Source organism: Pelagicoccus mobilis (assembly GCF_016595505.1).
Lineage (GTDB): Bacteria > Verrucomicrobiota > Verrucomicrobiia > Opitutales > Opitutaceae > Pelagicoccus > Pelagicoccus mobilis.
Map to the genome: position 1 here is coordinate 37,490 of NZ_JAENIL010000042.1, position 15,679 is coordinate 53,168.

10 protein-coding genes are annotated in these 15,679 nt (G+C 55.2%); 2 read left to right on the forward strand and 8 right to left on the reverse strand.

Annotation, left to right across the window (positions count from 1 at the left end; all coding sequences use genetic code 11):
• Positions 1-31 precede the first annotated feature (31 nt).
• The 3 genes from JIN87_RS19980 to JIN87_RS19990 form a co-directional block, all read right to left on the reverse strand.
• The gene (locus JIN87_RS19980) at positions 32-1,774 is read right to left on the reverse strand and encodes an SLC5 family protein (protein ID WP_200357386.1); all 1,743 of its coding nucleotides are present in this window, start codon (positions 1,772-1,774) and stop codon (positions 32-34) included.
• 82 nt (positions 1,775-1,856) lie between these two features.
• Positions 1,857-3,179, reverse strand: a complete 1,323-nt coding sequence (locus JIN87_RS19985; RefSeq protein WP_200357387.1) for a glycoside hydrolase family 27 protein — start codon at positions 3,177-3,179, stop codon at positions 1,857-1,859.
• A gap of 28 nt (positions 3,180-3,207) precedes the next feature.
• Positions 3,208-4,551, reverse strand: a complete 1,344-nt coding sequence (locus JIN87_RS19990; RefSeq protein WP_200357388.1) for a sulfatase — start codon at positions 4,549-4,551, stop codon at positions 3,208-3,210.
• 434 nt (positions 4,552-4,985) lie between these two features.
• On the opposite strand from JIN87_RS19990, the gene JIN87_RS19995 reads away from it, so the two are divergent.
• Both JIN87_RS19995 and JIN87_RS20000 read left to right on the forward strand, forming a co-directional pair.
• A complete protein-coding gene (locus JIN87_RS19995; protein WP_200357389.1) occupies positions 4,986-6,500 on the forward strand; it encodes a sulfatase in 1,515 nt (504 codons plus the stop codon).
• A gap of 170 nt (positions 6,501-6,670) precedes the next feature.
• Positions 6,671-7,948, forward strand: a complete 1,278-nt coding sequence (locus tag JIN87_RS20000; RefSeq protein WP_200357390.1) for a tetratricopeptide repeat protein — start codon at positions 6,671-6,673, stop codon at positions 7,946-7,948.
• Positions 7,949-8,036: 88 nt separating this feature from the next.
• On the opposite strand, the gene JIN87_RS20005 is transcribed toward JIN87_RS20000, so the two are convergent.
• The 5 genes from JIN87_RS20005 to JIN87_RS20025 all read right to left on the reverse strand — a co-directional run bounded on the left by JIN87_RS20005 (position 8,037) and on the right by JIN87_RS20025 (position 15,671).
• Positions 8,037-9,593 (reverse strand): sulfatase, encoded by a 1,557-nt coding sequence (locus tag JIN87_RS20005; RefSeq protein ID WP_200357391.1) that lies wholly within the window; start codon positions 9,591-9,593, stop codon positions 8,037-8,039.
• 86 nt (positions 9,594-9,679) lie between these two features.
• Positions 9,680-11,056: a sulfatase family protein gene (locus tag JIN87_RS20010; RefSeq protein ID WP_200357392.1), complete on the reverse strand. Its 1,377-nt coding sequence runs from the start codon at positions 11,054-11,056 to the stop codon at positions 9,680-9,682.
• Between the two features lie 58 nt (positions 11,057-11,114).
• A complete protein-coding gene (locus JIN87_RS20015) occupies positions 11,115-12,887 on the reverse strand; it encodes a family 43 glycosylhydrolase (RefSeq protein WP_200357393.1) in 1,773 nt (590 codons plus the stop codon).
• 98 nt (positions 12,888-12,985) lie between these two features.
• On the reverse strand, positions 12,986-14,605 hold the full coding sequence (locus tag JIN87_RS20020) for an arylsulfatase (protein ID WP_200357394.1): 1,620 nt from the start codon (positions 14,603-14,605) through the stop codon (positions 12,986-12,988).
• 127 nt (positions 14,606-14,732) lie between these two features.
• Positions 14,733-15,671 (reverse strand): SMP-30/gluconolactonase/LRE family protein, encoded by a 939-nt coding sequence (locus JIN87_RS20025; protein WP_200357395.1) that lies wholly within the window; start codon positions 15,669-15,671, stop codon positions 14,733-14,735.
• Positions 15,672-15,679 lie beyond the last annotated feature (8 nt).

Consider the following 15,679-nt stretch of genomic DNA (forward strand, 5'->3'; position numbering starts at 1 on the left):
TAGGAGGAAGAGGATGAGTAGGATGTAGGTGTTACAAGAATACGGAGAAGAAGGCGACCATGGCGAACATGCCGAAGAGGGCGATTGCCCACCAGAGGACGACGGAGTTGTACCACTTGTCTCCGAGGCCGCCGCCGAAATCCATTTTCTTGAAGTTGAAAGTAAGGTCGTCTGAAACCTTCTCTGGCGCGGGTGGAGGTGTGATGAGCGCGGAGACTATGGTCACAACCATGGCCACGACCCAAACCAGCAAACCTTGCATGATGAAGGGTTGGAGAACCTCGGGTAGCATATCCAAACCGAGGAGAATCTTCATGATGGTGGCGAATAGCAGTGATACTACTGTTGCGAGCATCGCGTCAAAGCCGCTAACACGTCGCCAGAGCGCTCCGAGCAAGAAAGTAGCGGAGAAGGGGGGAGCGAAGAAGATGTAGAGGATTTGAATGAATTCAAAGAGGTTCCAGCTGCCGCTCTTGAGCATGATCGCGACTCCGATGGAAAGGGCGAGGATCACGCAGCCAGCGATACGCCCAACTAGGACTTCTTCTCTTTCCGATGCGTCCTTGCGGATGAACATCTTGTAGAAGTCGATAGTGAAGACGGTCGAGGTGGAGTTGAGAACCGAACAGACTGTGGATTGTATTGCTCCGAATAGGGCAGCTACGAGTACCCCAACCATGAATACAGGCACGAGTTCCTTGATCATGACGACGTAGGTGCTGTTGACGGAGTCGTTGATCTGGTCGAAGTCTTGCGTGAAGAGGAAGTCTGGTTTCATGGCGAAGTAGATCATTCCTGGGATAACCACGAAGAAGGGGAGAAGGAGCTTAAGGAAACTAGCAAAGACCATACCCATGCGGGCGTGGTACATGTCTTTTGCAGCAAGTACCTTCTGGATCATGTGCTGGTTGATGACTGTGTACCAGAGACCGATGTAGAAGAAGCTGAATGCCCAGTGAACCCAAGAGGTGATCTTGTGATTGGCGGGCTGAAGAACTTGGAGTCGGTTGTAGTGGTCGCCTTCTACAGCTCCTACCATCATGCTGTCGACGTGTTGGTCCATCCAATCGCGAGCCCATTCGACGTTGCCCTTGTTGACTTCGACCATCTGATTGAAACCGGCGACCAGGCCATCACCGTCGCCGAGGTGCCAGAAACCGAGGAAGGTTACGCTGAGACCACCGAAGACCATGATCGCGATGGTGACGAGGTCCATGGAAGCGATTGACTTAAGACCTCCCCAGATCGCCCAGAAGCCGCTGAGAATGGCGATAGCGACGATGGCGAGGTTTTCCTTTCCTTCAAAAAATGGGATGTACTCAGTGAGGATAAAACTGCCGCCGTAGATGACCGGTCCTAGAAAAGCCACTACGTTGATGATCAAGGTGACCGCGGCGAAGGTGACGCGCATCGGGAAGTTGAAACGCTTTTCGAGAAACTCCGGAGCAGTGTAAACCTTGGAGGAAAAGAGGTAGGGAATGAAGAGCCAGATGAGGAAGGTGAATGCGATCACCGTACTCCATTCCCCGGTGGCCACGCAGATGCCGTAAATCACCGCCGATCCGATGAGACCGATGAAGTGCTCAGTCGAGATATTGGCGGCGATGTACGAGCTACCTACGGTGTACCATGGAAGCGAACGCCCCGCTAAGAAGTAGTCGGAGGCGTCCTTGCTCTTCTTGCGTCCCGCTAAATAGCCGATCAGCGATAGCAGTGCGAAGTAGCCGAAGAAGGCGATATAGTCGAGGAGGTGCAATTCGAAGGTGCTTTCCATGGGGATGTGTTTTTGTTCGGGGGAAGTTGTTTAGAAGGATGCGTTGATACGCGATGGCCGCTGGGGACAGCGGCCGCTACCTTTAGTGTTTGGGCTTGCGTACGCGGTAGAGAGCGGAGCTGTGTGGTGGGAGCTCGATGCTGTAGTTCTTTTCGAATACACCGATGTCCTTCTGCGCCCAGAGGTCGCGGAACTCGAGGTAGTTGCCGAGGCCGATTTGGGAGAACGTGATTGGGACGGTATCGTTTTCGTCGGCTAGATTGAAGAGGGCGAGGTAGTATTCGCCTTCTTCCGGAGCTTCGGAAATCCATGCCACCAAGGTTTGGTGACGGTAGAGCTGACGTGGCTTCGATCCGGCTTGGTTGACCGCGATGACTTCTGGATTGGTGAGAAGCGAGAGGGTGGCTTCGTCCAGTGTTGGCACATCGCCACCGAGCATCAACGGAGAGCGGAAGATGGACCAGAGCGTGATCATGGTCTTCTGCTCGTCGAAAGTGAAGAGCGAGTCACGTGGGTCGCCTTCAGGACCGCAAAGGGCGATGCGTCCCATCGGGAGCATGTCGGCGTCGGGCCAGTAGCCTTCGGCTCCGCAGTTGGTCCACGCGTTGCAGAGGTAGAACATCTCGTAGAGCTTCTTCCACTGATCCCAGAAGTCGGCGGACATGCGCCAGAGGTTGGCGTGGTCGCGAAGGTGTTCGGCTTGGTTAACCGGGGCAGGTCCCGGAGAGAGGCTGAGAACCATTGGACGTCCGCATTTAGCGATCGCAGCGTGGATGGCCTCGATCTCGGACTTGTGGTAAGGACCTGGGTAGTCGGTCAGGATGTCGTCGGCCTTGATGTAGTCCACGCCCCATTCGGCGTAGAGCTCGAAGAGAGAGTCGTAGTAGGCTTGAGCTCCGTCCTTGCTGTGGTCGACACCAAACATGTGGTTGAGCCACGTGCACTTGCTGTCGGTGTCGGCGATATCCCCTGCCGTAGCATTGCTGCCCTTGATCGGGAGATTAGCGTCAACCGCTTGGCGAGGAATGCCGCGCATGATGTGGAGGCCGAACTTGAGTCCCTTCGAGTGCGTGTAATCGGCGAGCTCTCTGAGGCCGACACCGTTCGCCGCACCTGGGAAACGTTCTACCGACGGAAGAAGGCGTCCGTACTCGTCGCAGGCGAGGGCCGGAGTGTATCCAGCTTCTTGATTCGGGTTTGCAACCGGGCCCGGGTCTGGGTGAGACCAGCAGAAATCGAGTACAACGTACTCCCAACCGAGGGGAGCGAGCTTTTCGGCGAAGGCGTCGACGTTTTCTTTGAATTGCTTTTCAGTTACGGAAGAACCGTAGCAAATGAAGCTGTTCCAGCCGAGGGGCGGTGTTTTTGCCCAGGCGTGATGGGGGAGCGATTGGGAGTTAGTCATTGGGAATGGTGATATAGATTAGCGGTATTTAGCCCTTGCGTCCGCCGAGACTGGTTTCCCATTTTTCCGGAATCCACTTTTGGAAGCGGGCCTTGATGGGCTTGAACTCGGGGTTGGAGGCTAGATTTTGAAATTCGTGCGGATCTTTGGAACGATCGTAGAGTTCCTCGGTGCCGTCGTCGTATTGAATGTAGCGATACTTGCCGTCTGAGGCGGAGAAGTAGTTTTCTTCAAACACGGTGATGGCAGGGCGTTTCCACTTGGACTTTGGTTTTTCGAGGGCCTTACGCATGGAGATTCCGTCCAGTTCTTGAGGGGGTGAAGGGAGCTGGCAGTAGTCGACGAGAGTGGGATAGAGGTCGATCAGACCGACGGTAGCGTTTGAAACCGAACCTCCGTTCTTTTGACCAGGGAGGCGGACGGCGAAGGGAATGCGAGCGGAAGCGCTCCAGAGAGTCGACTTTTCGAAATGCTCTTTCTCTCCCACATGGTATCCATTGTCGGATACAAAAATGACGATCGTATTTTCAGCGTAGTCGCTTTCATCGAGAGCAGTGAGAAGTCGCCCGGTTGTTTCGTCAGCGTAGCTGGTGCAGGCGGCGTAGCCCCAGAGAATGTCTCGCCACTCTTCGAGATTGGCCTCGCCCGATGCTTCCCAGCGTTGTCCCCAGATACGGGCGATTTCGACGCCTTTTTCTGGAACGTCAGCGAGGTCTCCGCTTTGAAAGCTGGCTGGAGGGAAGGGGAGTTCCTCGCGATCGTAGAGATCGAAGAAACGCTGCGGCGCGGTGAAAGGTGTGTGCGGTCTCCAGAGTCCCAATACCAGAAAGAAGGGATCCTCATGCTCTTCTTCCAAGAAAGCGATAGCGTCGTCGGTGTTGCGAGTATCGGGAAAGTCGTTGTCAGGCCCATCCCACGCTCCCGCTCCCCACCACTTGGTTTGGATTTGGTCCTCCTCTTTTAAGAAAGGTCCGAAGCCTCCAGCTTTCGGTTCGTTGTCAAAGGCTAGCTTCTTGCGTTCGGGGGAGATGGGGGAATGAAAGACTTTGCCGCCGGCCCAGACCTGGTAGCCGGCGCGTTTAAATGTTTCTGGGAGCGACTCGATGTCTTCCATGACTGGCTTTTCCCAAGGATCGCAGCCGTTCAGATAGGCTCCGGTTGTATAGGGATAGAGTCCGCTGAAAAAAGAGGCACGCGAGGGAACGCAGGCGGGAGCGTTGCAGACCGCATTTGGAAAGGTGACCGCTGTTTCTCGGAAACGATCGAGATGGGGCGTCTTAAATCCAGGTTGCTCGTGCAGGAAGCCGTAGTGGTTCATGTCGTCCACGATGACGAAGACCACGTTTGGTCTTTGCCCAGCTTCGCTCGCCATCTGCTCGGAAGGGGAAAATGCAAAGGTAACGAGTACTAACAAAAATGAAAGTGCCGGTCGTGTGAAGCGGGGAAGCATGGCGATTTACTTAGAGTATGGGGTAAAATGAGGTAAGCCGCAGTCTTCTTAACAGTTCAATAGAACCCAGTAGAGACAACGATTTTCGGTTAGTGTAGGGAATTTGAGTGTAAAAGCTTCCAAAATCAAAATCAAAAGATATAAAACACTGCAAAAATGAAACTAAAAGGCGTGTTTTCTTGATAAGTATGAGAAACTCAACCCCCCGACCTCTTACGAACTCCCTATTCGCTTTCGCAAAAACGGCTCTCAAACGAGTGTGGCCGTTGGGGACATCGGCCGCTATTTTGGTATTCGCATGCGGCGTTACTTCCCTCGAAGCTGAGAGTACGGCTTCAAGCGATGCGCCCAACATTGTGGTAATATCTATCGAGGACTGGTCGGCTTTCGCGATCGGCGCCTATGGCAATGAGATCGTCAAAACTCCCAACGTGGATCGCTTTGCGGAAACGGGGGTGACCTTCACCCGAGCGTATTGCCAAGGGCCGGTGTGTAACCCATCGAGAGCCTCGTTTGTAACCGGCCTGCGCCCTGACTCGACTCGAGTTTACGGGAATGGTGATGCGATGGACAAGGTGATCCCGGAAGGCGCACCGAACATGTCGGAGATCCTGGCTCAGAAAGACGGCGCTTATTTGGCGACTACTGGAAAGATCGTACACAAGTGGGGCGAGGCAGCTCGCTTTGCCCGTGGTTACGATTTTCTCGAGTATTCACATCCTTATGACGTTCCGGAAGGCTTCGAAGGCGAAATTCGTTTTATGGCTTGGGAAGAAGGGGGACCTCGTGAACCGGAGGATGAAGCCTACTACTTGGCCGACCGCGAAATGGCTCGGCGTTTGCGGGAAGCCCGTGAAGAGCGGGACGCGAAGATTGCCGCGGGCGCAGAAGATAGCTGGCCTTTGCGGAAACCGTTCCAGCAGTTGCACGCTGAGCAGTTGGGTGACTCCGGATTGTCCGCTGAGTTGATGGAGGATGGGCGCATTGCCAGGAGTGCTGCCGGATTATTGGAGGAACTCGCTCAGCGTGATGAAGGACCTTTTTTCTTGTCGCTCGGTTTTTATGCGACTCACACACCACTGCTCGCTCCAAAGGAGTATGTTGATATGTATGATCCTGAAGACATGGAGCTGAGTTCGGCGAGTGTTGATCAAGATGTGAACGTGCCAAGCGTGGCGCGACGCAATGGTCGTAACTACGACTTATTCAATGGATTCTACCCAGAGTTTGCGCCGAACCCGGATCGCGAGCGCAAGGCCATCGCTTCCTATTATGCCTGTGCCAGTTTTGTGGATGCGCAGATCGGAATCGTGTTGGATGCGATCGAGGCCAACGGTTTGGCCGACAATACGATTGTAGTGCTTTTCTCTGACCACGGATTCCAGCTCGGTGAGCATGGGATGTGGAGCAAGTTCTCGCTCTTCGAGCAATCCACTCGTGTACCGCTCATCGTTCGTGATCCGCGTGCCAAGGCGAATGGTCAACGCTGCGATGAGATTGTGGAACTCGTCGATGTGCTGCCGACGCTCTGTGACTTTTGGGGACTGGAGAAAAGTCCTCTGTTTGAGGGCGTGAGTTTCGCACCGCTTCTGGATGATCCGGAGCAAGAGTGGAAAGAAGCGGCGTTTTCGATGATCCCGATCGGCGGATTGGGTCGTGGGGTTCGCACCAAGGATTTCCGCTATTCCGAGTGGCGTAAGGACAAGTCACACCCTGCCGAAGGAACCGAAGCTGTAGCCCGCGAATTCTATGATCTTACTGTGGACCCGCTCGAGCAGGTAAATCGAATCGATGACCCGCTTTACCAAGAGCAGATACGTTATCTGGAGCGGATGCTACGTGAAGGGTATCGGGAAGCGGAACCGAAGTGAGTAGTTGGTGGTACAGCCGCGCCGCGGGTGTACTGGTCGCCCGCGGTACCGAGCGTAGCGACAAAGCGCAGCGCTCACGGCCGACCCACCTTGATTAAGGTAGCAACGGAGTGTTGCCCTCCTTTCTTATGAAGCAATATTCTCAATTTAGATTTGGAAGTCGAGGGGTCGTGAGGGCCTTGATCCTTGTCGGATTATTGTGGATACAATCTGCAGCTGCGACCGAGGTGGTGGAAAAGAACGCGAGCTTGGGCAATGTTCAGATTGAGGAGCTGCACTCGGTGCATGATCGGGAGGAGATGAGCAAGTATGAGCGTTTGTGTCGTTCTGCTGAGAAGGCCGTCGAGTCTGGAGATCATGCCAAGGCCTTTCGTATCTTGAATGAAGCTCGTCAGCTTGAGCCTAGATCGGTGGACGCTTACTTAATCTATACGCGCCTACACTTGGCGAGAGAGGAGTATTCGTCAGCAGAGAAGGCCGCCAAGTTCGCAATCGAGGTTGCACCCATGAGTGCTATCGCTTGGTACCAGCATTCGCGTGTTCAGTATTTGAAAGGAGAGTTTGGAATCGCCCAAGAGGCGGCTCAAAACGCGACTAAGTACATGACGAAACCAAGCTGGGAGTTTTATCACTGGCTTGGGGCGATCCTACAAGATGGAGGAAAGCTGGCCGCGGCGGAGTTGCGGTATTCGCAGGCGCAGGAGATGCTCGAGTCTGATTTGAAAAACCTCGGAACGGGAATACGCATCGAAGAGAGTAAGCAGATTGTTACTGGCATGGATCGGGATACCGAACTTGTCACTTTAAGTGGCGGGGAGGTTGTCGAGCGTGAGGTGATTCGCTTGGAAAAGGAGTACAAGGAAGCTCCCGAACAGTGGCACCAGATGGAGAGTCGTTTAAGTGAGCGCTTGAGCGATGTTAGTTTTGATCGCTATCGCGTGCTCGTGGAAATGGGACAGATGGAAACGGCTCAAAAGCTGGTCCCGATGATATTCGGCGGGGGAGAACGCAACACGTCCGCTATGCTAAAATACTTCGAGGGTGAGTTCAGTGGTGCGCTTAAAAGCTTTAACGCGACCAAGGGGTTCTTCGATGAGGCTGAGGATTCGACGCTGGCTGCTTATCTCGTTTGCCTCGCTATGGTTGGCGAGAGCAAGTCGATCGAGCGCGTGCAGAAGAAACTCTCTCGGGAGGTTTCGAAACGAGAGTCGCCTATGTTGCAGGAACTTCTCTTCCACCTGAAGAAGGCGGTTCCTAATCTGAAGTCTATCAAAGCGTCGAGAGGGCGTGGTGATGAAACGGGGGCAGCATCCGTGCACTTGGCGCTCTTCCATATTGGACAAGGCTATCCTGAGCTTGCTCAACCTTTGTTGGAGGCTGCCTTGTCTGGGGACGCTTTGAGCGGTTTCGAGCTGAAGGTGGCAACGGTGCTTGCTACGGGGACTTGAAGAGGTAGGGCTCGACCGCCGGGCGAGCCGCATTGTTTGATGATCGTGTTGCGGCGTGCCCGGCGGTCACGCCCTACCTTTAGCCCTCCTAGTTTGCTTCCAGCCATGTATCCATCTTTTGGTCCAGGGACTTGAGCATGGATTTGTGCTCGGGGTTCTTCGCGAGGTTTGTGAGTTGCTTGGGATCCTTGAGCATGTCGTAGAGCTCGGTGCTGCCGTCTTTGTAGCGAAGGTAAGCGTAGCGGTCGGTGCGGAGTCCGTGGTTGCCTTCCATGTAGGTGAAGACGAGTTCATTGCGTACTGGCTCCGCATCTCGGGAGTCTAGAACGGAGACGAGGCTGCGGCCGACATTGGGACCGGGAAGGGGAACACCTGCGAGGTCGCAGATCGTTGGATACATGTCGTTTAAGCTAGCGAGCTGGTGGCGTGCCTGACCGTTGCTAGCGTTTGGATTGCGTGGATCTCGTATGATGAGTTGCACGCGATTGGCGGTTTCCCAGACGGCTTGTTTGGCGATGTGGAATTTTGTACCGAGGTGGTAACCGTGGTCGGACCAGAGGAAGACGACTGTGTTGTCGGCGTATTCAGAGTTTTCGAGCCCTTCGAGAAGGCGGCCGAGACAGGCGTCGGCGAAGGCGACGCTGGCGAGGTAGGATTGAACCATATCGCGCCAAGCGGGGATTTCTCCGGCTGCTCCTTCGAGCTCGTTGGCGTGGTCCATGATAGAGCGGAGCTTGCCACGTTTGAAATCGGTGAAGCGTTGGGCACCAGAGGGGAGGTCCTTTAGGTCTGAGATGATGGCATCGAGACTTTGTCGGTTGAGGCCGGACATTTCTTCGGTTGGGAAGAGGTCGAAGAAGTCTTGCGGAGCGTAAAAGGGAAGGTGCGGGCGGAAAATGCCGCAGGCGAGGAAGAAGGGTTTGTCGGAGGGAAGCTTGATTTGCTTGGGACCGACTTTGCCACGAAGGGAGTTCGCTTTGGCGTATCCGTTTTCTAGTACGCGGGCAATGAGGTCGGCAGTCTGGTAGTCGCCCGTTTTCTTGAGCGGCTCTTTGCCAGGCCCGAATTGCATGTTGCCACCCTTTGGTGGGGAGTAGCGGCTTGGTTTTCCGGCCGCACCTTGGTTGTGGTTGATCCAGGTGTCCCAGGAATAGCGGGCGTCGGCCCAGTCATTCTCGAGTTTACCTTCGGCGTCACCGAGTGGTTTGTGGAAGATCTTTCCAGCCCCGGCGGTGAAGTAGCCGTGGGCTCGAAGCTGCTGCGGCAGAGTGACGGTGTTTTTCAGCGTGTCGTAGAGTCGGAAATGTTTGCTGTGCATGTAGTAGCCCGACTTGTGCGGAGAGACGCCGGTCATGAGCGAAGTGCGCGAGGGGCCGCAGAGGGCCGAGGGGCAGTAGGCGCGAAGAAAGGGGGATCCTTGGGACGCGAGTTTGTCGAGATTGGGAGTGAGCCGTTTGACGACGGCTTTGCGGGTTTCGGCGTCTGGGTAGATCGTTTGCAGGAAGTTCCCCGGCTCCTCGGAAGCGTAGCCGGCGAAGTCGTTGAGATCGTCGATGGCGATGAAGAGGAAGTTCGGTCGATCGTCTGCGGTGACCGACCGAAGGATGAAGGATGATGTAAGAAGGATGAAGAGGGTGAGTCTCATGGGAGTTTTTTGAACCACTGATTACACTGATGTGCCTGATTGATTAGGTTGTGTGTGGATGTCGCGGCGGTCTGGGCCAGACCGCCCTACCTGATTGGGAGTAGGATCTCCATTGGTTTGCCGTGTTGTTCTAGGGTGTCGCCGCTCTTTTCTATCCAGGTTTGGGTTTGTTGGCGGAGGGCTTTGAGCGTTTCGGCGTACTCGGGATTGTTGGCTAGATTGTTCTGTTCGTGCGGATCTTTTTGGAGATCGTAGAGTTCCTCTTTGGGACGGTTGTGGTATTGCTTGAGCTTTTTCGCGACCGCTGGGTCAGTCTTGGCGAGCTCTACCCATGCTTCCCACATGTAATGACTCTCGCCTTTGGGGTTGTGGTCGGTTTGGCAACTGAAGTTGAGTTCGGGATACACGTTCATAACGTAGCGGAAACGATCGCTGCGGACTGAACGAAGTGGGTAGGTGTGGTGCGCGGCGGAGGAGTTGGTACCGTAGACAAAGTCGCGGTGGTGGTCGGTCTCGCCTTTAATGAGAGGAAGAATGGAGCGGCCGTCGATTTGCGTGTCGCCGTATCCGGATTCTGGGGGTGTGCCGCCTCCTAGCTCAACGAGGGTGGGGAGGATGTCTACGAAGGAGATGAGTGCGTTTTTGCGTGTATCCGGTGCGGTGACGCCGGGCCAGGAGACGAGCATGGGGGCTTTGAGCGAGTAGTCGTAATTGTTCCACTTGCCGTAGGGGAGTTGGGCTCCGTGGTCGGCGGTAAAGAAGATGATGGTGTCGGGGCCGAGGTGTTCTTCAACGGCTTCAAGGGTAGCGGCGATTTGCTGGTCCATCTTCTCGACGTCGCTGTAGTAGCGGGCGAGTTCGAGCCGGGTTTCGGGGGTATCGATGAGCTGAGGGTGGACAGTGAGTTGGTCTGGATCGTAGTGATCGAATGCCTTTTTAGGCCAAGGAACATGCGGGTCTTTGATGCCGACCATGAGAAGGAGCGGCTTGTCGGATTCGCGTTGTGTTAGGTAGTCGGATACGTTGCCGATGTCGTCGACTGAGATTTTTCGGTTTTCGTAGTCGAAGCCGACACGCTTGTCGTTGCCATGGCTGATCTTTCCGATGGCGGCGACTTCGTAGCCGAGCTCGTGCATGTAGTGGGGGAGCTGTTTAACGTCGTCGCGAACGTAGGTGTGGTTGGGCTCGGCTCCATTGCGGAAAGGCATGAGCCCGGAGAGCAGAGCCCCGCGGGATGGGGCGCAGCTGGGGGAGGCGACGAAGGTGTTTTCGAGGAGAACGCTTTTCTTAGCGAGCTGGTCGAGTGCCGGAGTGCGGACGTCTGGGTTCCCCATGAAACCGGTGTCGTACGGGCCGAGATCGTCGGCGATGAGGAAGAGGATGTGCGGAGCTTTCGCTCCGAGTGTGGAGTAGTGAGTGGTGAGGAGTGAAATTAGGATGCTGGCGAGTAGTGTAATTCTCATGACGCTTGTGTGTTTTGGATGCGTTTAGGCGTGACGCGGCGGTCTGGGCCAGACCGCCCTACCTGTCTTCTGTTACTGTGAGGCGGTCGTGTTTGTTGAGTTCGAATTGGAGGATGCCTAGGCCGTGGTGGACGGGCGCGTGGGAGTCGCTGCCGAACATCGTCATACGCCACTTGCCGTCGTGTCCGGCGAACATGGTGGTGTGGCCGCAGTGGGGGACCGAACCACGGTAGTCGTAAGGACCCCAGATATTGTCGGAGGTACCGTAGATGCATTCGTAGGTTGCGGTACCGGGACCTCCGGTGTTGTCGGCACGGGCGAGAAGGTAAGTGTCGTCGATTTTGACGAGGGACATGCCTTCGATGCCATGAAGGCCGAGGAGTTGTTTGAATTCTCCGTCGAAGCCGGTGAGATCGGCGTTCATCTTGGTCATGTTATTGGCTCCGTAGAGGTAGTAGACCTGGCCGTCTTCCTCTTCGTAAAAGAAGCCGTCGATGCCGCGGTGCATGGCTCCAGTGGAGATGTTTTTGAAGGGGCCTTCCGGTTTATCACCTTTGAATATCCAGGTTTGCATGTTGCCCCCGTTGGGAATGCGGGGGATGGAGACGGAGAGCATGAAGACATTTTGTGACTTGATGTATTGGATTTCTGGAGCCCACATCATGACGCGTTCGCCTTCTTTGAATCCGAGAGGGGAGCCATCGACTTGGGTACCGAGGTCAGCGCAGTCGACGAGGTGGTTGACGTCTTCCCAGTTCCAGAGGTCTTTGGAGCGGCGAAGCATGATACGAGGCTTGCCGAATTCGACGTCGACCCAGTTCTCGGTGCCGACTTGGTGATACCAGCCGTCGGGGCCTTTGCAGATAGAGGGGTCACGGACTTGTACGTGCGGAAGGCGGTTGCGGATGTTTCCGATGGGTTCTTTTTCGGCGTAGTAGTCCCCAGTGTAGGCGATAGAGGTGTTTTCTTTGATAAACTTGGCTGGGGTGATGATTGGTAGTTTGTTTTCGACTACGTATTGATCATCGGCTTGTCCGGAGAAGGCGACTTGGTATTGGCCAGACTTGTCTTTGAAAACGGTGCCGCCACCGGCGTGCATGAATGCAAGGCGGCGTTCGGTGTAGGGACCGAGGAGTGACTCTGACGAGGCGCAGAGAACGTCGTACATGACATCGTTGAGGCGAGTGAGGCGTTCGCTGGCTAGGAGATAGTAGCGTCCGTTTTCTTTGATAATTTGAGCGGAATCGGTACCGACGCGGAGCATCTGAGCTTTTTCGGTGGCCCAGCCGTAAGCGGTCGGGCGCTCTAGATCGAAGGATGGGTGCAACCACTCTGGGGGGCTGACTATTCTTTTGAGGTCGTGAGAGAGTTTGGCGATGTGGCCTCCGCCGTAGACAAGGTAGGTATGAGAGTCGTCGAAAAAGAGAGACGCTCGTTTGATGCCCTCACCGAGGCGGGCGTGTCTTTTGTAGGGGCCCGATGGTTTTGTGGAGCGATAGAGGGTCGTACCTTCGTTTTCGGTTACGAGAAGCAGGAAGGTGCCGTCGTGCTGGTAGAGTTCGGGTGCGGTGAGAGTACCCTTTGATGTGTGGATTGTGGATACGAAGGTCCAGTCAGTGAGGTTTTCGGACTTATAGAGAGGCGTTTGGGTTTCATTGCCGATCCATGTGCCAGTGAGGTAGTAATGTCCGTCATCGGCATTGAGGACGGAGATGTCGTAGAGTTCCTCGTCCAGGACTGGGACCATAGGTTTGGAATCGGGAGCGGCTCGGAAGTTCGCGTGGGCGAATGAGGTGATGAATGTGAATAGGATGAGGATTGGGAGTCTCATGGTTGTTGTTTGTTTGCCCACGAAGGGCACGAAGTGTCACGAAGGGTAGATGAGATAAGTGTGACCGGGTTGTTTTAGGCGTGCCGCGGGGGCCCGCCCTACCTTTGACGGAAGTCGATTGGTTCTTGGGTTTGCGGACGGGTGGGGAGCTTTTCGGGAGTGGCTTTGTTGGTGACGGCCCATTCCCACCATTTGCGTTTCATGAGGTCTAGGATTTCTGGATACTCTTCTGCGAGATCGTTGGTTTCGGTGCGGTCTTGGGCCATATTGAAAAGGAACCAGCGACCGGTGGTTTGGCGTTGGATGGCTTTCCAGTCTCCGTGGCGTACGGCGCCTTCGAGGCGGTGCTCGAAAAAGAGCCAATCGTGTGGACGTAGGGCTCCGTGTTCTAGGGCAGGGGTGAGGGTCTGTCCAGGAAGGGGGTGAATGTAGTGACCGTCGGCGTATTCTGGATACTCGGCTCCGGCGAGTTCTGCGAAGGTTGGCAGGACGTCGATGATGTGTCCGGGGGTGTTGATGATGGAACCTGGATCGGCTTTCATGCCAGCAGGCCAGCTCATGATGAATGGAGTTGAGATGCCGCCTTCGTGGCTTTGGGTCTTGTAACGACGGAAGGGGGTATTGGAGGCGTTGGCCCAGCCTTGGCCGTAGGAAATGCCGCCGCGTTTGTTTTTGTCGTAGATGTCGGCGATGGTGCCGCCTCCAAGGTGGGAGTCGCCGCGTGGTTCTTGAGTGCTCCAAGGTTCGGGGCAGCCGCCGTTGTCGGATAGGAAAACGATGAGGGTGTTGTCGAGTTCACCTTTGGCTTCGAGGTGACTGACGAGGCGGCCGATCTCGAGATCCATGCGGTAGACCATTGCGGCGTAGACGGCCATGCGGTGATCGAGGTCGTCTTGCTCTTGCTCGGTTAGTGTGTCCCACGCCGGGACTTCGAAGTCGCGATGGGAGAGTCCTTGTTTTTCGGATACGATGCCGAGTTCGACTTGGCGGGCGAAGCGTTCTTCACGAAGAGCGTCCCAGCCATTTTTGTATTTTCCTCGGAAGAGGGCGATGTCTTCATCGAGCGCGTGGAGTGGCCAGTGGGGAGCGGTATAGGCGAGGTAGAGGAAGAAAGGAGTGTCTTCGGGCGTTTCATCGATATACTGGATGGCGTAGTCGGTGAACGCGATGGTGGTGTAGTAGTCAGGATGGTTGGGGACGGGGAGGAGTTCGTTGCCTTCGTAGAGACCCTTAGGGCGGAAAAAGCTGGAGGCTCCGTCGAGAAGACCATAGAAGCGGTCGAAGCCGCGTTGGAGGGGCCACCAATCTTTTTCATCTTTGCCCACGTGCCACTTGCCAGAGATGTAGGTACGATAGCCAGCTGGGCGAAGCACCTCGGCTATGGTGCGGCAGTTTTTGTTGAGGTGCCCTACGAAGCCGTCGGTGGAGGTGGGTTGCTTTTTGGTCATCTCGCCGATGCCCGCTTGGTGTTGGTAGAGTCCAGTCAGAAGAGAGGCGCGGGTTGGGCAGCAGCGGGAGGTATTATAGAATTGGGTGAAGCGGACGCCGTTGTTGGCGAGCTTGTCTATGTTTGGCGTGGGGATTTCCGAACCGTAGCTCCCGATGTCGGAGAAGCCCATGTCGTCGGCCATGATGAGGACGAGGTTGGGACGGTCATCCGAGAATAGGGAAGGGTGAAGGGTGAAGATTGAGAGGGTGATGAGGGCTATGAATCTCATGGTTGTTTTTTGCCCACGAAGGACACGAAGTGCCACTAAGGGAGATTGTTTTTTGACCGCGGATGGACGTGGATCTTGTTTAATTATGTTGGAGCGAGTCTGATGAGTCGTGGTGAATGGATGGATTTTAGGGGGATGGTGGGAGGGAGACGCGTTTGAGCGTTTTTTCTGCGGTTATGTAGAGGGTCTTGCCGTCGGGGGTGATGGTGCAGTTCGAGGTTAGTTGACCGGTAGGGAGAACTCCGATTGGCTTCGCGTCTGGAGAGAGGAGGAGGAGCTGGTTGCTCTGGCCGTAGAGGGCGACGTAGAGGCGTCCGTCTTGGTCGACTGTCATGCCGTCGGGTTTGCCTTTGCCGATGGCCTGAAGGTCGATGAAGAGTTCGGTGGGACCGAATTCTCCGTTGGAGACGGTGGCTCGGTAGATTCGGGAGAGTTTCATCTCCGTGAGGTAGAGCTGATTGTGTATCGGGTCGAAGACTACGCCGTTGGGCGTTTCAAAGTGTTGGGGAAGCTTGGATACAGTTCCCTCTTTGAGCGAAAGTGTGTAGGAGCGGTTTTCATGGATCTCGCGAGCGTTGTCGTCAGGTGGAAGGATCCAGTCCCAATAAAACGAGCTGAATACGATTTGGTCGCCGACGAGGGCGAGGTCGTTTGGGCTGCCGAAGCGCTTTTGCTCGAACTTGTCCGCGAGGATCTGGCGGGAGGATGGACCTGTTTGAAGATCGTAGCTGACTACGGATCGTCCGGCTGCTTCGCAGGCGTAGAGGGTGTTTCCCGAGATCAGGAGACCATTGGAAAAGTGGCTTTTGTCGGTCCAGATCTGGGTTTTGTTTGAATCCGGATCGAACTTGAGGATTTGGCCGTTTTCGAGGTCCGAGAAATAGACGCTGCCATCCGGCCCGATGGCGGCTCCCTCGGTGAAACCGTGTCCGGTTGATACGCTTTCAATGGGCCAATCGAGGATGGGAATTTCCTTTTGAGGATTGGATGACTCTGGTTGTGCTTCGAGGATTGAGCTGAATGCTTGTATCAAGGCAACGGCGGCGATCTGAATTCTGTGTGACATACTTCGGG